The sequence below is a fragment of the Psychrobacter sp. M17(2026) genome, from assembly GCF_055699815.1.
Map to the genome: position 1 here is coordinate 50,312 of NZ_CM146741.1, position 18,788 is coordinate 69,099.

Genomic DNA, 18,788 nt, shown 5'->3' on the forward strand with positions numbered 1-18,788 from the left:
TTTTATAGTACTTAAGTTATTGGTTGTTTGTTACATGCTGCGCAAGGTATTGGATATGCTCAACGCCAATACCACAGCAGCCACCAATGATCGTGGCACCTGAGGCTTGCCAGAGTGAGGCCCACTTAAAATACTGTTCAGGGGTAGTGTCTTGACGCATTTGGCGCAGCTGTGTATTGGCTTGTTTGTGGTTTTGTTTTGCAACAAAAGCATTAGCGTAGACTCCTAACTGCAAGGTAGAAGAAGCGCTATCGATCATCTCTTTTGCAACTTGCAATGCAGCATTCATGACCTCGGGCTGACTACAGTTGAATAATATAGCATCGATATTTAGAGTCATCATAACCCGTATTGCCTCGGCTACTGTTTCGCCAGAGCGTAGCATAGGCGTGCTTACAGTTTGACTGGATACGATGTTTTTTTGGACGCGAATGTTATCATCGTTGCTATCTAGATCATTGTCATCTAGCGTAAAGGCGATCCAAATGGGTTTGGGCGTACTATCTGTTTGAGTCGCTGTAAATTCAGTAATCAGCTGATACCAAGTTAACGCTTCAGTAATACTACTTTGGGTCTCTACTAGCCAAGTATCGACATAGTCTACTTGTCCAGATAGTAACGGGCGTGCAATAGCAGGAGCTTGTTTGGCATCGAACAAATCAGGCTGGTACGAGCCAAATAGGGGTGGCAAGCAGCCAGCGATTTGTACAGATACAGGGTTGTTGCTTACCTTCTTTTTGCTTATTTGTACGGCTTCAAAGGCGAGTTTGGCGGCTGTTTCTATAAGCTGTTCGCCTTCACTAAAGAATCGCTCATCTAAGTGAAAAGGCGTGACGGCATAGCTATTGACCGTAATGACCGTCGCTCCAGCTGCTATATAGTCTAAATGGGTATCACGAACACTATCGGGCGCCAAACTCAATGCTAACGCCGACCATTCAGGCTGGCGAAAGGGCACACCGCGGCGCTCAAGCTTGCGCCCCATCCCGCCATCTAGTATCGTTATCGATAAGTGTTCAGACTGCGCTATCATTTTATTGGGTAATACTTGAGCGTGCATCATAAGCTCACTTGTCAGTTAGATTATCAGACCAAAACACGCCCTAAGGCAATATCACATCAACGATCTGCCAATCGATTAAACCTTGACGTTGCATCTCTATAGTCAGTGGATAGCCTTTTACTTGTCCGCTGATCGTAAAGCAATTGATACCGCAGTAACTTAGCGTTGGCTTAGAGCTATCTTCACCTTGTGCCGCTTGTCGCTCAAGCTCGCTAGCTTGCTTTGTCATAATTTGCTGCATTTGGTTTTTGACCACGGCATTGACATCGCCGCGTTGAATGATCAGCTCTTGAATCAAGTTCTTAAGATCGACTTGATTGCTCGCGATTGCCCAAGCCGCTGCCAACTCTTTGGTCGCATTATTCGCCTGACCTTGGGTGTTAATAAGCTTTTCGATGTTCTCTGTAGTAATCGCGCCTTCAACGGCTTGGCTAATAAAATTATCAGCGGCTTGTTTGAGGGGTGCACCGCCCAGCTCAGCGACCAGTGGATATTGAGTTAAAGTATTGGCAAACTTACCTGCCAATTGATTATAGACGCTAGGGCGCACCTGCTCGTAGTCAATTGCAGCAGCAATAGTTGCGCCATCCTTGGCATCATAAGCTTTTTTGAGTTGATAGGCACTGTAATAAGGCGAGCCTGCATAAACAGCAATAGTGACGATGACCAGTAACATAAGCAGAGCGAGCAGTTTTTTCATAATGACCTTTGGTGTAGGAGCGCTTTTAATAGGACGTATCGGGTTTTATAAGGCGATAAATATTAGCATGACTTAACCCTTTGCTGTTGTGAAAAATAAATGTAAATACGTCTAAAGGTAGGTTTTTGAATATCGAAACTGAATAGATAATAATTTTGGTGATGACAAGCTTGATAAATCAGCTTGCCATCACCATTAACAGCCCAAACTTTTATACTTTTTTATACTTATATTAATTGATTTAGTTAAACAGCCCTATGCTACTTGCACTAGTAAATATTCGTTTTGACTAGTTATTTAGATATCTAATGTTTCATGTGAAACATCATTAATTATCCAAAATGACTACTAGCATAATTATCGGTAAAGGCGACTGTATTGACGATAGGAGAGCCCATGAGTAAGCGTGATTTTTATGAGATATTAGGCGTCGCTAAGACCGCAGATAGCAAAGAGATTAAACGATCTTACCGTAAATTGGCGATGAAATATCATCCAGATCGCAACTCTGACGATCCAGACGCTGAAGAAAAATTCAAAGAAGCGTCAATGGCTTATGAGGTTTTAAGCGATGCTGATAAGCGCTCCGCTTATGATCGTATGGGTCATGCCGCGTTCGAGAATGGTATGGGTGGCGGCGGCTTTGGCGGTGCAGGCGGCGGTAACTTCCAAGACATCTTTGGCGACATCTTTGGCAACTTTGGTGACATTTTCGGTCAGCAACGTGGTGGCAGTGGTGGGCGTGCGCGTCGCGGCTCGGATCTTCGATACGTCATTGAGCTGACTCTTGAGGAAGCCGTGCGTGGCTGCAAAAAAGAAGTCAGTTTTAGCGCTCCTGCTCCTTGTGATACCTGTGATGGTAAAGGCGCCAAAAAAGCCTCAGATATCGTTACTTGCCAGACCTGTCATGGTCAAGGTCAAGTGCGGATGCAGCAAGGGTTCTTTGCCGTACAGCAAGCATGCCCACAGTGTGGCGGCTCAGGTAAGCAAATCAAAAACCCTTGTTCTGACTGCCATGGTCAAGGCGTCAAAGACAAGTCGCGCAATTTAGAAGTATCGATTCCAGCAGGTGTTGACGACGGTGATCGTGTTCGTCTAGCAGGTGAAGGCGAAGCGGGCGGTGCAGGCGTACAAAACGGTGACTTATACGTTGAAGTCCGCGTCAAGCCGCACAATGTCTTTACCCGTCAAGGCGCTGATCTGTATATGGATGTGCCTGTTAGCATCACGGATGCCGCTCTTGGTAAAGAAGTTGAGATTCCAACCTTAGATGGCAAAGTGAATATCAAAATCGCTGAAGGTACTCAAAGTGGCAAGCTGCTAAGAGTACGTGGTAAAGGCGTCACCCCAGTACGCACGACTATGAAAGGGGATCTGATCTGCCGCGTCATCATCGAGACACCTGTGAATCTAAATCGCGAGCAAAAAGACTTATTGCGTCAGTTCCAAGACACCTTAGATGGGGATAGCCATCATAAGCAATCACCACATAAAAAGTCCTTCTTCAAAAAAATTGGCGATCTTTTTGATTAGGTGGTTTGATTAAGAAGTTTAATAAGTAAGTAATCTTTTAAAAGTATGATTAAGCTCAACTGTTTCATGTGAAACAGCTGAGCTTTTTTAGGACAGTAGTAAAATCAATTTATGCTATGATATTCACCAAACAGCCAATTCTGATAACTTCAAAAAATAGAACTTTAGGATAAAAAGATGACAAAAAAAGCGAATAAAAAAGTGGCTGATGAACCTATAAATATCGGTGTCATCGGGGCAGGTGGGCGCATGGGGCGTATGTTAATAGAGGCCGTACAAGATAATCCACAGACGACGCTTGCCGCAGCTATCGAGCGTCAAGGTTCAAGTTTGGTAGGCGCTGATGCTGGTGAAGTTGCCTCAATAGGTCGTATAGATATAAAAATTGTCGATGATTTAGTCGCCGTTATTGATGATATCGATGTGTTGATTGATTTTAGCTTACCAGAGGCTACCGAGCAAAATATGCAGATTTGCGCGGAACATAAAGTGGCGATGGTTATTGGCACGACAGGCTTTAATGAGCAGCAAGAGCAAGTGTTGACTGAGGCCAGCAAACATATTGCTATCGTCTACGCGGGTAACTACTCAACTGGCGTTAATTTATCGTTAAAACTATTGGCTATGGCGGCAAAAACCTTTGGCACTGAGGCCGACGTAGAAATCATCGAAGCACACCATAAGCATAAAATAGACGCGCCATCGGGTACTGCTTTTATGATGGCAGAAGCAGTTGCCGAAGCACGCGGACAGGATTTAAAACAAGTTGCGGTCTATGGACGAGAAGGCCAAACAGGCGCACGCAAGCAAGGGGAAATCGGCATTCACGCGATTCGTGGCGGTGAGATCATCGGCGATCATACGGTAATGTTTATCGCGGATGGTGAAGTGGTGGAAATTACTCATAGAGCGCGTGCCAGAATGACTTTTGCCGCTGGTGCGGTACGAGCGACGACTTGGATCGTGCATAAAAAATCAGGTCAATATAACATGCAAGATGTATTGGGATTGAATGAGTAGGGATTATATAATCTAACCACAAGCGAGATGGTAATGATAGATAACGCTAGTATCACTATTAAAAACTTTAAGAGCTATAAAGAGGCGACTTTGCCATTATCACCGCTGACCTTACTCATAGGGGCGAATGCATCGGGTAAAAGTAACGCTATTGAGGCATTTCGCTTTTTGAGTTGGGTGGCTGGTGGTGAGCGTCTTTCTACACTAAAGAATAGAGTCAATGATAGTGATAAAGTCGTTAGAGGCAGTGTTAAAGACTTAGCTTTTAATCACGAGGATAGCTTTTCTTTATCCTTTAACTATACTGCTGATATTAGCTATTCAGGTGTATTTTTAAATGAAGACAATCAACTTTATGTAGTAGCAGAGCTTTATCAGGAAAGAAAGAATAAATTACTTTTTCATAGAAACGGTAAGTATCTTAAATTAGCTTCAAAATATTCTGATGAAAATTTAATTAAAAAAACCTTGGCATTAGAAACTATTTTTGAAAAGAACGACAATAAAGGTATTTGGATACCTCAAAAGTTTAGTAATTTTGAGGTGGTAGCTAATTTTCCAGATCAAGATTTATCTGTTTTATCTATGAAAAATTTTTATGAAGTCATATGGAAAAACCTTTACGATAAAACTAAAGTTAGTCCAATTAATATAAACTACTTTGATGATTTGACGGACTTTCTGATTGACACTTTCTTTTATGATTTTGCCCCCAGCGTAATGCGTCAAGATAGTGTAATGGAAAAAGTATTGAGTAATAATGGCTCAAATTTAGCAGGAGTTTTGGCTTATCTTTGCAAAGAAAACTTAGAATATAAAAATAAATTACTACAGTTAGTACAAAGTTTACCTGAGCAAGATATTATCGATATTAAGTTTTATACCGATAAGAGAGAGCGAGTAGAGTTTTTGCTATGTGAGAGTTTTGGTGATAGATCTACTGAACGCACGATGGATTTACTATCAGACGGTACTCTAAAAGTATTAGGTATTGCAGCTGCGCTACTATCTGTACCAAAGGGTGCAACGGTAGTCATAGAAGAGATTGATAACAGTATCCATCCTACAAGGGCAAATGAAATACTAAGTTTGCTACGCCAGTATGCCAAAGAGCGTCAGCTTAACTTATTATTATCGACGCATAACCCTGCACTGATGGATGCGCTTCCCGATGAAGCTTTAGCGGACGTTGTCTTCTGCTATAGAGATCCAAAAGAAGGCGATAGTAGATTAGTACGTTTAGGCGACTTAGATGATTATCTTGGTTTGGTGGCGCAAGGAACGCTTGGCGACTTAGTGACTCAAGGTATTGTTGAGCGCTTTGTTAAGCATCCAACTACGCCAGAGCAGCGTAAAAAACAGGCATTAGATTGGTTAAATCAGCTACAAGGAGCTGATTAGATGGCTGATATCTGCTTATTAGACACCAGTATATTATTAAATATTTTAAACGTGCCTAATAGAAATCAACAAAGAAAATCGGTTCTTGACGATTTTGAGGTTTATATTAGCGCTGGATGTAAATTCATTATACCTCTGGTTGTGGCCGTAGAAGTCGGTAATCATATTAGTCAAAATGGTGATGGCACGACGCGACGCCAAACTGCCAAGCGTTTTGTAGATATGATGCATAGTACTTTTAGTGGTCAATTACCGTTTGAAATTAGCGACTTTGACTTAAAAGTAGAATGGCAGAATTGGATTGATGAGTTTGTTGATAAAGCAGGACATAACAAAACGGTCACTAAGTCAAATGAAGGTATGAGTTTGACTGATTTGTCTATCATTAAAGAGTTTGAAGATATTCAAGCCAAAAATATTGCAAATAGACGTAAGCACGTAAAGGTGTTTATTTGGTCACACGATTCGGATTTAGCAGCTTATGGACATTCTTACTAGATCTTTGAAAGTCTCAGTGGTAGCGGTAATCGTAAGTTTGACGTTAAGCCTACCAGTGCAAGCTGCTCCTTATCAGAACAGCTACCAAACCTACGTCATCCACACTTACGGTGGTGAGGCGTTATTGCCAGCAGTACGTCAGCAATTAAATACCAGCCGCGACGGTGGTACTGTCGCACCTTACCAAGACAAATTAGTACTCAGAACCACTGCTGCTAACTATCAGGCCGTACAACAATTACTAAGTCAAATTGATGGTCAGCCGCAAGCCTTGACGGTTGCAGTACGCGTCGGTAATAGCAGTAGTACTCAAGGCAATATCCAGCAAGGTCGAGTGATCATCAGTAATAGAGGTGTTCAAGGCGCAGGGGTTATTAGTCGAAATAATACTAACCAGCAGAGCAATAGCTTGTATCAAGTGCAAACCTTGTCAGGCAGTGCGGCGAGTATAGGTACTAACACGCTGTATTCGTTAGCCCAAAACTATCAAATTAACAGTTATCCCACTTATAATCGCCCAACAAGGCAGATTATTATTCAACAGCAAGTTCTATTACCAACCACGCAAGGTATTCAACTTATACCGAGACTGCTGTCTAATGGACAAGTTGAAGTGCAATTGGCGCAAGCAGAAGAAAAATTGGTAAGCGCAAATTCTAGATACAGTCAAAATAATCGTAGCCAAAACAGTGTTATTCAAGGGCAGCGACTGAATAGTACGATTATCGTTCCGCGCGGGCAGTGGGTAACTATCGGACAAGTTTCAGAAAATAGCCAAACCCAAAGTTCAAGCTATGGCAGCAATCGTGATAGCGTTACTAGTAACAGCGTACCTATTCAGCTATTAGTACAGTAGTCACAGCTACTAAAAAACCATACGATAAAAAAGCACGATACTGACATTTGCAGCATCATGCTTTTTTTATCCCAATTTTTAATAGCTAATTTGCCAGCTATTAATTGACGTAAACCACTTCTAACGGTGGAAAACCGTTGAACTCAATAGAAGAGTACGAATTAGTATAAGCGCCAGTCGCGAGCCAATAGATTTTATCGCCAATAGCGAGCTCTTGTGGGAGCTGATAATCGGTTTCTTCGTACATGATGTCCGCCGAATCACAAGTCGGTCCTGCCAATACGACTCGACCAGATTGGGTCGAAGTTGCCATTGTTGGAGTATAGATAGGGTACTTGATGGCCTCTCCTAAAGTCTCTATGAGTCCTTGGAACAGTCCCACATCAGTATAGACCCAGCGCGTGGTTTCTTCATTCGCTTTGCGTGAAATGAGTACCACCTCACTGACTAACACTCCTGAGCTAGCTACGAGTGAGCGCCCAGGCTCCAAGATAATCTCAGGCATATCATCCACACCATAGCTGTCTAGCAAATACTGCTTTACTGATCCAGCATAGTCTTGGGTGGTATTGATCTGATTAAGGTATTTAGCAGGGAAGCCACCACCTAGATTTATCATTTGCAGCTTGAGGCCTTGCTCATGCAATAGCTGATCAAAGATGTCTTTGACCATGAGCAAAGCGTCATTCCATACGGCGACTGACTTTTGCTGACTACCTACATGAAACGAGACGCCATAAGGCACCAACCCTAATTTGTGTGCTTGGATCAATAAGTCAACCGCCATATCAGGATGGCAGCCAAACTTACGTGATAATGGCCATTCTGCGGTGTCTGATCCTTCGACCAAAATACGAACAAATACGTTTGAGCCTGGAGCCTGCTCAGCGATATTTTTGAGATCTGCTTCTGAGTCAGTTGCATAAAGCGTTACACCTTTCTCAAAAGCATATCTGACATCTTTAGCTTTTTTAATAGTATTACCGTAGGAGATGCGCGTAGCATTAACACCGCAATCAAGAACACGATCTAACTCATAAATGGAGGCGCAGTCAAAGTTAGAGCCCAAATCCGCCAATAAGTTAATGACTTCAACCGCAGGGCTGGCTTTCATCGCATAATGAATTTTTGCGTCAGGAAACAAGCCAACCATTTCATTGAATTTAACCTTGATACGATTAAGATCGACTACCAGAAAAGGTGTTTCACGTCCCTCAGCAGCTTTGGTGAATTTTTGCCAGCCAGCAGGGTCAAAATATTGGTCGATTTTGATCATGGTCATGATAGTAAACCTTGTTGAAAACAAAAATGTTAAATCGAATAGTTCTAAAACCCAGAGCAAAAAAAAGTGTAAACAAAGGCAATAAGCCCTCATATACACTTAATTACTGATAGCTTAGACGTTACTAGGCTGCGCTTGTTTTTCTAAGTTTTTCTCGCGAATTTTTAGTACTTTTTTGACTTTATCACGAGCACGGTTCTGCTTAAGGTTAGATAAGTAATCAACGAAGATAACGCCGTTTAAATGATCCATTTCATGCTGAATACAGACAGCCAGTAGACCTTCCGCTTCTTTATCTATAGCGTCACCGTTTTCATCCAAAGCTTCAATACGCACTTTATTAGGGCGCTCAACTTTGTCATATACTTCTGGTACCGACAGACAACCTTCTTCGTACGGTTGTTTTTCTTCGACTAATGGCGTGACTTTGGGATTAATAAATACCATCGGTGTGTCTTTATTCTCAGATAAATCCATAACGATAAGCTGCAAATGCTCATCCACTTGTGATGCTGCCAATCCGATACCTTCGGCATCATACATGGTCTCAATCATATCAGTGATTAGCGTTTTGATTTTGTCATCGACCTGCTTTACTGGTGTGGCGATGGTACGCAGGCGTGGATCGGGATAGCTTAAAATATTAAGTACGGCCATGTCGCTTACCTCAAAAAGTGCGAATGAACTTAGGGCGTTTCGTCATTCTTTAATTGATGACACGCCCTAGATAGCAATAAATTAAATAAAAAAAAGGGCTTTATTATAAGGTAAATGGGGGCAAAAAAGAGATTTATCAATATAAATTTATAGGCGAGTATCAAAAAAGACCTTACCTAAGATAAAGTCTTTTATGATTACTATCAGCATATATCAGTGAATATTAAACGCACTAAACGCTATTACACGCGGCGTTTATTCATTATCATCTCATATAAGAACAATAAGATAATGGCGCCGATTACTGAAAAGATAAGGCCTGTAAAGCCACCGTCAGCGTCAATACCGATAAGACCTGCGACAAAGCCACCTAACATAGCACCAACGATTCCTAATACGATGGTCATAATCCAACCCATAGCATCGTTACCAGGTTTGATAGCACGCGCTAATAGTCCTGCTACTAGCCCGACGATAATCATCCAGATAAAACCCATAATTGTTCTCCTAGCTTTTGTATTGTTTATAGTATTTATTAAGTAATCTTTGAAATAAGACGATTAAAGATCAATGCCCTTATTCCAATAGAGTTATTGTAAACACTCAATAGCTTGAAGAGTAAGTACAAAGTGTTACCTATGTAGGCGCTGTGTGAGAAAAACCAAAGCTTTGCTATTTTGCAGATAAAATAAGTTAATAGCGGGTTACAGAACTGAGTAATTATTAATAATCTTCAACAGACCTTAAGCTAATACTTTGTCCAGTGCGGTTAGTAAACGCTGATGAATGCCCTCAAAGCCGCCATTAGACATGATAATAATAGCGTCATTCGCGCGTATATTATCGGTCACGTGCTCAATGATAGCTTCTATACTCGTTAGCACTTGCTGCTTACTATTTTGAGCAGCGCTATTATTACTACTATTAATGTCAGCACTCTCTATGACTTCTCTTAGTCCCCACTCAAGCCCTGCTGGCTCGTACCAGATAGTATGATCTGCTAGCATAGCTGACTGTGCTAGGCTGTCTTTATGAATACCCATTTTCATCGTGTTGCTACGCGGCTCAATGATCGCCCAAAGACGTCTGCCTGTTAGCTTCTTTTTTGCGCCGTCTAACGTTGTCGCAATAGCGGTCGGGTGATGAGCGAAATCATCAAACACTAATACATCGTTAGTATTGCCGATGAGCTCCATACGACGTTTGATACCAGCAAAAGCAGATAAGGCGGCACATGCAACGCTTATATCAACGCCTACATCATAGGCCGCTGCGACAGCGACTAGGGCATTATTGACATTGTGCAGACCACTCATCGACCAATCGACGACAGATTCTAATTTATCTTTACTATTATTATCGTGGTTATCAGCATCTAAATTATAACTTACTTTGAACTGGCTACCGTCTGCGCTAATGAGCTCGGCTTGCCAGTCAGCATTAGTAGCTGTTATTGTGCTTTTTGAGCTATCAGATGAGGGCTCATTGGTGACAGTAGTGCGCCAAATAGGTGTCCAAACGCCCTTGGCTAAAGTATCTTCTAAGCTGATAGTATCCGCTGGCATGATGATTTTACCATTACTCGGAATCATACGGATCATGTGATGGAACTGCGTTTGAATAGCATTTAGATCTGCAAATATATCCGCATGATCGAATTCAAGGTTGTTTAGGATAGCAGTACGCGGGCGGTAGTGTACAAACTTTGAGCGTTTATCAAAAAACGCAGAGTCATACTCATCCGCCTCAATAACGAAATAGCCTTGAGTCACAGAGTCCGTACTATCAAGAGAACTATCGCCGTCAAGAGTCTCTGCCCCTAGGTAACTACTATGCGCAAATACTTGTTGCAAATGCTCATCCGTCGTATCAACCAGAGGCACGCCACCGATCAAAAACCCAGTATCGATACCCGCGTAATGAAGTATCCACGCCAGCATAGTCGTCGTCGTGGTCTTACCATGCGTACCAGCCACAGCGATAACATGACGCGACTGCAGCACCTCTTCCGACAAAAACTGCGGCCCTGAGGTGTAGCGCAAGCCTTGATCTAACATATATTCAATCACTGGCATACCACGTTTCATCGCATTACCTACAACGACCAAATCAGGAGTAGGCTGTAGATGCTCTACTAAATAACCTTCATTAATAGTCACGCCAGCACGCTCAAGTTGAGTGGACATAGGAGGGTAAACATTAGCATCTGAGCCAGTCACTGTGTGACCTAAGCTACGTGCTAAAAGGGCAAGCGATCCCATAAAAGTGCCACAAATACCAAGGATATGAATATGCATAAACGAACCTGAGCTTAATGAAGTGAATATGAAAGTAAAATAAGGATAGCAAAATAAGAATAGTAACGAAATAGGTCGCATACCCTAGCTGCGCTTATTGTAGCGCATTAATCGCAGCTCTAATAGCACTACTCTAGTAGCCATATTACTAACAGGCATACTACTAATAAACAGGCAATAAAAAACGCCTAGCGATAAAATATCAGTTAGACGTTAACGAGTTATCTAAAATAATCATTTGATAAGCATTAGGATTTATAAGTTTGTGCAAGTTATTGTTAATAATTTGTCGTTAATGATCAGTAACGCGATAAAGTATAGTCAGGATCAGGGTTTTTGTTAGCATCTAACATCACTAAGTGATTGTCTTGAATACGATAACTATCTATATTTTCTTTGCTATAAACGATAGTAATCATATCATTATCTTGACGATACACCCCAGTCTCAACCAAAGTGGGACGTGTTGTTTTGGGATTCTCATAGATGCTAGTTTGTTTGACTGTGCCATCAGAATGCAAGTTGAGTGTTAAGGTAATCTCATCGCAATTCGAACAGGGTAGAATACCCATGTAATTACCGATCAAAGTCGCTTGTAGAGCACTACCAGCACGTTTTTCTGCAATCATAGGCGAGCGTCTCTTCTCCTCAATATCATCAGCTTTAGCCGAATCCATAAGGGATGTACCTTTATCCTCTACTGAGATTTTATCATTATTACTAGCTTCCTCAGTTGTAGTGTCAGCTACTAATGAAGGCGCTTTTTCTTCGATTACTTGATCACTTACAGAACTATGGTCGTTACTGGTGTTATTAGCACTGGATGCAGATTGATTATTGCAGCCCAATAACGGCAAAGAGCATGATGCCACCACTAAAAGCTGTCTACAGCTAAAATTAATGGTTTTGGGTAAAGGTACAAGTGCAAAAGGCAGCAAATACTTCATAATTACACCAACTATTGAACAGCGCTACAACGAGATAGAGACCATCATGCTAGTGCTACATCTACAACAGTCTCGCTACAGTTGTTAGTTAATAGGAGCTACTAGTTAACCTGTCGAAATACGTATGATAATGGACATACAGGCGTAAAAGTAAAAATTAACGTTGTAGAAATATAGTGCTACTGTAAACTTTTATCAAATAAGATGGTTGCGTAGTGATGATGATATTTAGAAGCATTGAAACAGGTGTCTTATGTGTTATTGATGTCACTACTCCTAAAACACGCCTTAATATCTAACAAACACATGGTGTATAGCAAAGATTGATCATTTTACAATCTCCAATTTATAATCTTGGCTTTAAGATTCTTACTAGTATCAGTATATGGACAATGAGCAATAGGCTGAATAACAACAGTGATTGCTCAGGAATACTAAATCCTAAAAAAGTCCAATCTACTGATGCGCACTCACCAGAACCTGCGAATACTTGATTGAGCACCTCACTCATAGGTAGAGTGTCGAGCCAATAATCAAGCCCAGGCCCACAAGAGGGGACTTGATCGGCTGGTAGATGCTGCAACCAAACATGACGCGCTGCTACGCCAGCAGCCCAGCCTATCCCTAATAAGCTACCCAGCCATAAAACGAGTCTGACCGCTTTAGATTTAGGATTAAATAGCGCAGCGATTAGTGCAAAGCTGCCCATGACCATCAGACCAATACGCTGAAAGATACAGAGCGGACAAGGAGAGAGGCCCATATAGCGCTGCAAAAAAAACAGCGCAAAGCTCATGCCGATAACAGTCATCACAACCAAGAGTATTTGCAAATTACGATAGGTGCTTAGACGTTGCATTGAAGGGATGCTCTTATAAAAGGGGCTAGGTTATAGACTTAGCAGGCTTAGCGATATTGCTGGACAAAGTTTATAAAGTCTTCTGTTTCGACAGCTTCTATTTCAGCTTGTTGTAATATTGATTTCTCAGCTAATACTTCATATTTAGCTTGAGTATTTGGGCTGAGGGTTTGCTGCAATAGAGAGTCACGATGCTGGTTAGCTAGCGTAAAGCCTAACTGCCACAGGCTACCTAAACGCTCGCTATCAGCATTCACTTGTGCTGAGATAGTAGACTCAGAGTGTCCTGCTTTGCCTTGCATCAGCGCGACCGCTGCACGATAATCATTACCGCCGTGATGCGCATCAAGCAGTGCTGCCAAAGGCTGCATACTGGTTAAATGATCTAGCATCCAATCTTGTAAAGGTTGCTCAGTCCCGTTATTTAGTATATGCAGATTATCAGCACGCCCTTCATTGACCACGCGCTCGAGATTGATCGCCAGCTCTTCTTCTTCGTTAGGCATCAGCTCAGGGGAGTCATTAAGCAAGCAATACAGCGCCATAACTTCTAAGAAGCAAGCGCTTGATAAACGAATACCAACATCGCTGTATGGGTCTAGATCAATCGCGCGAAACTCAACATAAGCGATACCGCGTCGCTCTAGCGCTTCAGTCGGCGTCTCACCACGATCAGCGATTTGCTTAGGACGGATAGGGCTATAGTATTCGTTTTCTATCTGCAAGATGTGATCATTGATCTGAATGGGATTGCCATCGGCATCGTTTAGACCTAGCTTTTTGAAGCTATCATGTGGGGTTTGAATAGCACGACGCAGACCTGCCACATACTCTGGCAAATTGTTATAGCGAATATCGAGCTGCTCTTGTACGCTGTTGGTATAACCAAGTTTGCCCATACGTAAGCTGGTTGCCGTAGGCTTATAAAGGGTCGAGTCATTCATCCGCTCAAGGTCGTGCTCACGTCCTGCGATAAAACACGGACAGACGCTAGGACTGGCTCCTAACAGATAGAGCACTAAACTGGTCAAGCGCTTAAAGTTGCGAATAAGACCTAAGTACTTATCGTTTTTGAAATCAGCTAAGGACTCAGAACCTTTATTGGCTAATTGAGCCTGCCAATGCTCAAATAAACCATCACCGAAAGATAAATTATAATGCAAGCCTGCAATAGTCTGCATACGGCGACCATAGCGAATACCTAAGCCACTACGATATAGCGTCTTAAGCTTACCAGTATTTGAACTGCCATAGTCTGCCAGCGGAATATCTTCATCATCGGAGGATAGCATACAGGGCATAGATAACGGCCACATCAGCTCGCCCTCAGGCAAGGCTTGATAGACCAATACGTGCAGTTGGCGCAGCATCGCAAGGGTGTCTTTGGGCGTACTACGAGGGTCGGTAATCAGCTCAAGTAAGCTCTCTGAATAGTCAGTGGTGATAAACGGATGAGTGAGCTTTGAGCCAAGTTTTAAGGGGTGCGGCGTCTGAGCTAAGTATCCATCAGGTCTAACGCGCAAACCTTCTTTTTCGATGCCGCGCAGCATACCTGCTAGGTGCTCGCTATCGAACCAATCTGGAATCTTAAAGTCAACAAAGCTATCGGCAAATTTACTCATAGTATTCATCTGTTGTTATTTATTATGTAAGAAGTGCTGGTATAACCGCTGCGTTGAGGCAAAAGCTTGCTCTAAGCTAGGCAACTTTAAACTAGATAATAGAGGCGGTAAATAATGCAGTCAGTTTAGCCCAAAGCTATGCTAAAAACTATGTAAACTTACAAAATCAGTAAGCTTTAGCTAAGGTCTGTTTAGTCATATTTAACCCATTAAAACTTAATTAGGTTCGCTAATAGGCGGATATTTTAGAATTGCAACTCATAACAGCAACAAAGCTTTTATCATTGAACATAAGAGCATTTTTGTTGTAATCATAGCAGTCTAGAGTTTTTTAAGACAAAAAACACCTACTATAAATAGATGCTTTAAAATGATACCAACTACCCAAAAACTGTTGAATACGAATAAAGAGTAGTTAAATAGAGAACGATGAGCCACAGCCACAAGTCGTCGTCGCATTGGGGTTTTGCACCACAAAGCGCGCGCCCTCTAACCCTTCAGTATAGTCAACCGTTGAGCCTTGTAAATACTGATAACTGAGCGAATCAACCACTAAGGTCACATCGCCATTGTCAAAGTTAGCATCGTCTTCGCCTAGATCATTGGCAAAGTTAAAGCCGTAAGAGAACCCTGAACAGCCGCCACCAGTCACATAGACTCGTAGCATCAGATTACTATCGCCTTCCTCTTCACGAAGTCGGCGCACCTTTTGCGCGGCACTATTGGTTAGATTCAATATCGTAGGATCAACAGGCTGATTGGCGCTTGGATCGTATTGGGTGGTTAGTTCAGTCATAATTACCTCAGTAGCTACCGTCAAAGCCGCTATTGGCTCCTTTATAGTTACTAAAAACAGTCACTAAAAATTATTAGTAAATAAAAGATTGTAGCGCGTGCTATCAGGTTAAATAGTATGTGATATAGCGATTAAACTATGAATAATTTGATCAACAGGGCCTAGGTTTTTAAACCTTATTTCTATAGATTGTTTTTGCCTATTGTTTGAGGTTCATTTTACCACTTGAACCTGTCTTTAATGTATGAATAGTTTTTTCTAGTATAGCATAATTGGGTCTCGCATTTGTTTGTCAAGGTTTAAGCATAGAGCGAGTTAAAGCCGTTGAAAAAGCCTTCTTTCGCCTTCATTAAGCAACTAAAATTAAAATAGCTATTTAATCGTTTGCCTATCGGCTAGTCGTTTGAAATAATAGCGACCATTTATTTGCAAAAGCTTTTATAAGTGCTGATTTGCAAATGCTACCTACCTTTTAAACCGTGCAAGCTATAAAAGCCATGTTTTAACTGCCTTATCCAAACCCTCTGAGATTAAAACTTTTATGATCGAATTTAAAGACGTTAGTGTGCGCCGTGATGGCCGTGAGTTATTTTCAGGTGCCAGCTTTCAGTTGCACCCCAACCATAAAATCGGCTTGACGGGTAATAACGGTACTGGCAAATCAACGCTATTTGCCTTGTTATTGACGCAAATGGGCACAGGCGATACTGAGGTTACCCTTGATCGTGGCGAGGTCAATATTCCTGATAGCTGGCAGGTGGCGCATATGGCGCAGGAAGTCGGGGCTAGTAGCCAAAGCGCGATTGACTATGTGCTAAGCGGTGATGAGCAGTGGTTTGAGCTCAATGCAGCGTTGAGCGACTTAAGTACAGTGAGCGATGAGCAAATTCCTATTCTTTATCAGCAGTTCGATGAAATCAATGGCTATAGTACCCCGACCAAAGCGGCGCAAATTATGGCAGGTCTTGGTTTTAAGACCAGTCAGCATGAGCTCCCTGTAGAAGGGTTCTCAGGTGGTTGGCGCATGCGTTTGAATTTGGCTAAGACCTTGATGAGCCGCGCTGATTTGATGCTTCTCGATGAGCCAACTAACCACTTGGACTTAGATGCTATTCTTTGGCTTGAGACTTGGATCAATGACTTTACGGGTCTTGTGATTGTCATCTCGCATGATCAAGCATTTTTGGATGCGACTATCGGCCATATCTTGCATGTTGAACAGCAGCAAATCACCATGTACACCGGTAACTATCAGCAGTTTATCCGCACGCGTCATGAGCGTATGGCGCAGCAGCAGCAGGCGTTTGAGAAGCAACAAGCGACCAAAGCCCATCTAGATGACTTTATTCGTCGTTTCCGTGCCAAAGCCAGTAAAGCTAAGCAAGCTCAGAGCCGTATCAAGCAATTAGAGCGCATGGCTGAGCTATCGCCTATGATGGCAGATAACCCATTCTCATTTCGATTTTATGAGCCTGCGCACATGAATACACCACTCATTGAGCTGACCAAAGCTGATGTTGGTTATAGCAGTACACCGCTTATTCATGATGTTAGTGTGCAGGTGACACCTGATACCCGTCTCGGTCTGCTAGGTATGAATGGTGCGGGTAAGTCAACGCTGATTAAGGCGATGGTCGGTGAGCTTGGGGTTTTATCAGGGTCTTATACGGTTTCCGATACTCTAAAGCTTGGCTACTTTAATCAGCATCAAATGGATGCTTTGGATGCTCAGGCTACGCCGATAGAGATGCTACGCCGTCTCGCAGGCAAGACCTCTGATGCTGAGTTACGCTCGTTTTTGGGTAGTTTTGACTTTCGCGGCGAGCGTATTGATACACCAAGTAAACTATTTTCAGGCGGCGAGCGTGCGCGTTTAACATTAGCGCTGATCGTTTGGCAGCGCCCTAATGTGCTCGTACTTGATGAGCCAACCAACCATCTAGACTTACAGATGCGCCAAGCCTTGACCGTAGCCTTGCAAGGTTTTGAGGGAGCAGTGGTACTGGTCTCGCATGATCGTGAGCTGATTGCTAATGTCTGTGATGAGCTGTACTTAGTACATGATGGTCAGATTGAAGAGTTCGATGGCGATATCAGTGACTATGGTAAGTGGCTAAGCGAGAAGCGCAAGCAAGAGAACAGCTCTGATAAAAAGTCGAACAAAAAAGGCAAGAGTAAAAAAGAGAAAAAAGCCTTTGTCGCCAAAGACAGTGTTTCACATCAAACAAAAGATAATAGCGTAAAAGCAGATGGAAAGTCTTCGTCGCAATCACTGTTAAGTAAGGATGAACAACGCAAGTTGGCCGCGCAGCAGCGCAAGCTTAGTGCACCTATTCGCCGCGATATTGAGAATACTGAAAAAGCTTTGGCAAAGATTGATGATCAATTAGCTGATTTGGAAACTAAGCTGGCAAACACTGAGCTATATGAGGAAAGTCGTAAGGCTGATCTGCTAAAACTACTAGAAGAACAATCTTCATTGCAACAGCAGCATAGTGATAAAGAGGAGAGTCTATTGCTGGCGATGACCAAACTAGAAGAGATGGAAGCTGACTTTAGTTAGAGTGACTGGAGCACTAAAGCTGACTGTTGTGGGAAATAATGAGTCAAGTTTATAAGCGTCATAAGTTATAAAAAAGGGGGAGAGCGTCAGCTCTCCCCCTTTCCTTACATTATTGCTTACGATATTTACCATCACCGTAAGATAATATCTTCATACTAGTCGTACAAAGTTGGCAGTTTATTTTACCAGCAGCGCCTTTAGATAAATCAAGAATTCTTCCCTTGATAAAAGGGCCTCTGTCCGTGATTTTTACTATCACGCTCTGCTTTGTCTTTTTGTTGGTCACTTCAACCTTCGTACCGAACGGCAGCGTTTTATGTGCTGCCGTCAAAGAGTTCATATTGAAGATACTACCACTAGCTGTGCGTTTACCGTGGAACTTGCTACCGTAATAACTGGTATTAGCAGCAAATGTGGCGGTACTCAACAGCAGTGATAACGTGACTACTAAAGACTTGATTAAATAAGACATTTAATACCTTTTTACGATTAATGAAATAGACAGATATTTTTGCCTATAATATTCACACTCCCTATGAGTATGAATAATATAGATATTTTACTATAAAAAGCTTGTTGTGTCCTCACAGCTCTGTAAACGACAATTAAGCAGCTCTATTTATTTAGTTGATTCATTGAGTTACTCTATATCTAATAGATATAGCAGCCGAAACCTATGCATAAGGAAAAAATA

General features: G+C 42.2%; 17 protein-coding genes. 6 read left to right on the forward strand and 11 right to left on the reverse strand.

What is annotated here, in order from left to right; genetic code table 11:
- Window positions 1–16: 16 nt before the first annotated feature.
- Together ACR63T_RS00185 and ACR63T_RS00190 are read right to left on the reverse strand one after the other, a co-directional pair.
- Window positions 17–1,063 carry a homocysteine S-methyltransferase family protein gene (locus ACR63T_RS00185; RefSeq protein WP_472784373.1) on the reverse strand — a complete coding sequence of 349 codons (1,047 nt, stop codon included), beginning with the start codon at window positions 1,061–1,063 and terminating at the stop codon, window positions 17–19.
- A gap of 40 nt (window positions 1,064–1,103) precedes the next feature.
- A complete protein-coding gene (locus ACR63T_RS00190; protein WP_305899246.1) occupies window positions 1,104–1,763 on the reverse strand; it encodes a DUF2939 domain-containing protein in 660 nt (219 codons plus the stop codon).
- A gap of 396 nt (window positions 1,764–2,159) precedes the next feature.
- Here ACR63T_RS00190 and dnaJ point away from each other — a divergent pair, with 396 nt between their 5' ends.
- The 5 genes from dnaJ (at window position 2,160) to ACR63T_RS00215 (ending at window position 7,071) form a co-directional block, all read left to right on the forward strand.
- Window positions 2,160–3,296: a molecular chaperone DnaJ gene (dnaJ, locus tag ACR63T_RS00195; RefSeq protein ID WP_472784374.1), complete on the forward strand. Its 1,137-nt coding sequence runs from the start codon at window positions 2,160–2,162 to the stop codon at window positions 3,294–3,296.
- Window positions 3,297–3,473: 177 nt separating this feature from the next.
- Window positions 3,474–4,316, forward strand: coding sequence for a 4-hydroxy-tetrahydrodipicolinate reductase (gene dapB, locus ACR63T_RS00200; protein WP_472784375.1), 843 nt, complete (start codon window positions 3,474–3,476; stop codon window positions 4,314–4,316).
- 90 nt (window positions 4,317–4,406) lie between these two features.
- Window positions 4,407–5,717: an AAA family ATPase gene (locus ACR63T_RS00205; protein WP_472784376.1), complete on the forward strand. Its 1,311-nt coding sequence runs from the start codon at window positions 4,407–4,409 to the stop codon at window positions 5,715–5,717.
- On the forward strand, window positions 5,718–6,215 hold the full coding sequence (locus ACR63T_RS00210) for a hypothetical protein (RefSeq protein ID WP_472784377.1): 498 nt from the start codon (window positions 5,718–5,720) through the stop codon (window positions 6,213–6,215).
- Entirely contained in the window at window positions 6,199–7,071 is an 873-nt protein-coding gene (locus tag ACR63T_RS00215) for a hypothetical protein (protein ID WP_472784378.1), read from the forward strand. The genes ACR63T_RS00210 and ACR63T_RS00215 overlap by 17 nt, the downstream gene beginning before the upstream one ends.
- 100 nt (window positions 7,072–7,171) lie before the next feature.
- Here ACR63T_RS00215 and ACR63T_RS00220 read toward each other — a convergent pair whose 3' ends face one another.
- From ACR63T_RS00220 to erpA, 8 genes are all read right to left on the reverse strand, one after another.
- Window positions 7,172–8,347: a type III PLP-dependent enzyme gene (locus ACR63T_RS00220; RefSeq protein WP_472785290.1), complete on the reverse strand. Its 1,176-nt coding sequence runs from the start codon at window positions 8,345–8,347 to the stop codon at window positions 7,172–7,174.
- A gap of 120 nt (window positions 8,348–8,467) precedes the next feature.
- Entirely contained in the window at window positions 8,468–9,010 is a 543-nt protein-coding gene (gene def, locus ACR63T_RS00225) for a peptide deformylase (protein WP_472784379.1), read from the reverse strand.
- A 242-nt stretch (window positions 9,011–9,252) separates the two neighbouring features.
- Window positions 9,253–9,507 carry a GlsB/YeaQ/YmgE family stress response membrane protein gene (locus tag ACR63T_RS00230; RefSeq protein ID WP_201570789.1) on the reverse strand — a complete coding sequence of 85 codons (255 nt, stop codon included), beginning with the start codon at window positions 9,505–9,507 and terminating at the stop codon, window positions 9,253–9,255.
- Between the two features lie 246 nt (window positions 9,508–9,753).
- A complete protein-coding gene (gene mpl, locus ACR63T_RS00235; RefSeq protein ID WP_472784380.1) occupies window positions 9,754–11,307 on the reverse strand; it encodes a UDP-N-acetylmuramate:L-alanyl-gamma-D-glutamyl-meso-diaminopimelate ligase in 1,554 nt (517 codons plus the stop codon).
- Window positions 11,308–11,606: 299 nt separating this feature from the next.
- On the reverse strand, window positions 11,607–12,254 hold the full coding sequence (locus ACR63T_RS00240; protein WP_472784381.1) for a copper resistance protein NlpE N-terminal domain-containing protein: 648 nt from the start codon (window positions 12,252–12,254) through the stop codon (window positions 11,607–11,609).
- Window positions 12,255–12,600: 346 nt separating this feature from the next.
- Window positions 12,601–13,113 carry a disulfide bond formation protein B gene (locus tag ACR63T_RS00245; RefSeq protein ID WP_201570792.1) on the reverse strand — a complete coding sequence of 171 codons (513 nt, stop codon included), beginning with the start codon at window positions 13,111–13,113 and terminating at the stop codon, window positions 12,601–12,603.
- Between the two features lie 47 nt (window positions 13,114–13,160).
- Window positions 13,161–14,735: a glutamate--cysteine ligase gene (gene gshA / locus ACR63T_RS00250; RefSeq protein ID WP_472784382.1), complete on the reverse strand. Its 1,575-nt coding sequence runs from the start codon at window positions 14,733–14,735 to the stop codon at window positions 13,161–13,163.
- A gap of 415 nt (window positions 14,736–15,150) precedes the next feature.
- On the reverse strand, window positions 15,151–15,531 hold the full coding sequence (gene erpA, locus ACR63T_RS00255) for an iron-sulfur cluster insertion protein ErpA (RefSeq protein ID WP_227680307.1): 381 nt from the start codon (window positions 15,529–15,531) through the stop codon (window positions 15,151–15,153).
- Window positions 15,532–16,072: 541 nt separating this feature from the next.
- On the opposite strand from erpA, the gene ACR63T_RS00260 reads away from it, so the two are divergent.
- A complete protein-coding gene (locus ACR63T_RS00260) occupies window positions 16,073–18,094 on the forward strand; it encodes an ABC-F family ATP-binding cassette domain-containing protein (RefSeq protein WP_472784383.1) in 2,022 nt (673 codons plus the stop codon).
- Window positions 18,095–18,203: 109 nt separating this feature from the next.
- Here the strand turns inward: ACR63T_RS00260 and ACR63T_RS00265 are convergent, their stop codons facing one another.
- Window positions 18,204–18,566 (reverse strand): septal ring lytic transglycosylase RlpA family protein, encoded by a 363-nt coding sequence (locus ACR63T_RS00265; protein WP_305899255.1) that lies wholly within the window; start codon window positions 18,564–18,566, stop codon window positions 18,204–18,206.
- Window positions 18,567–18,788 lie beyond the last annotated feature (222 nt).

Coding starts and splice junctions, on each gene's coding strand:
- ACR63T_RS00245 (WP_201570792.1), bottom strand. CDS start 13,113: ATGCAACGTCTAAGCACCTATCGTAATTTGCAAATACTCTTGGTTGTG.
- ACR63T_RS00265 (WP_305899255.1), bottom strand. CDS start 18,566: ATGTCTTATTTAATCAAGTCTTTAGTAGTCACGTTATCACTGCTGTTG.
- ACR63T_RS00215 (WP_472784378.1), top strand. CDS start 6,199: ATGGACATTCTTACTAGATCTTTGAAAGTCTCAGTGGTAGCGGTAATC.
- ACR63T_RS00230 (WP_201570789.1), bottom strand. CDS start 9,507: ATGGGTTTTATCTGGATGATTATCGTCGGGCTAGTAGCAGGACTATTA.
- ACR63T_RS00260 (WP_472784383.1), top strand. CDS start 16,073: ATGATCGAATTTAAAGACGTTAGTGTGCGCCGTGATGGCCGTGAGTTA.
- gshA (WP_472784382.1), bottom strand. CDS start 14,735: ATGAGTAAATTTGCCGATAGCTTTGTTGACTTTAAGATTCCAGATTGG.
- def (WP_472784379.1), bottom strand. CDS start 9,010: ATGGCCGTACTTAATATTTTAAGCTATCCCGATCCACGCCTGCGTACC.
- ACR63T_RS00185 (WP_472784373.1), bottom strand. CDS start 1,063: ATGATGCACGCTCAAGTATTACCCAATAAAATGATAGCGCAGTCTGAA.
- ACR63T_RS00190 (WP_305899246.1), bottom strand. CDS start 1,763: ATGAAAAAACTGCTCGCTCTGCTTATGTTACTGGTCATCGTCACTATT.
- ACR63T_RS00220 (WP_472785290.1), bottom strand. CDS start 8,347: ATGATCAAAATCGACCAATATTTTGACCCTGCTGGCTGGCAAAAATTC.
- ACR63T_RS00240 (WP_472784381.1), bottom strand. CDS start 12,254: ATGAAGTATTTGCTGCCTTTTGCACTTGTACCTTTACCCAAAACCATT.
- dnaJ (WP_472784374.1), top strand. CDS start 2,160: ATGAGTAAGCGTGATTTTTATGAGATATTAGGCGTCGCTAAGACCGCA.
- mpl (WP_472784380.1), bottom strand. CDS start 11,307: ATGCATATTCATATCCTTGGTATTTGTGGCACTTTTATGGGATCGCTT.
- dapB (WP_472784375.1), top strand. CDS start 3,474: ATGACAAAAAAAGCGAATAAAAAAGTGGCTGATGAACCTATAAATATC.
- ACR63T_RS00210 (WP_472784377.1), top strand. CDS start 5,718: ATGGCTGATATCTGCTTATTAGACACCAGTATATTATTAAATATTTTA.
- erpA (WP_227680307.1), bottom strand. CDS start 15,531: ATGACTGAACTAACCACCCAATACGATCCAAGCGCCAATCAGCCTGTT.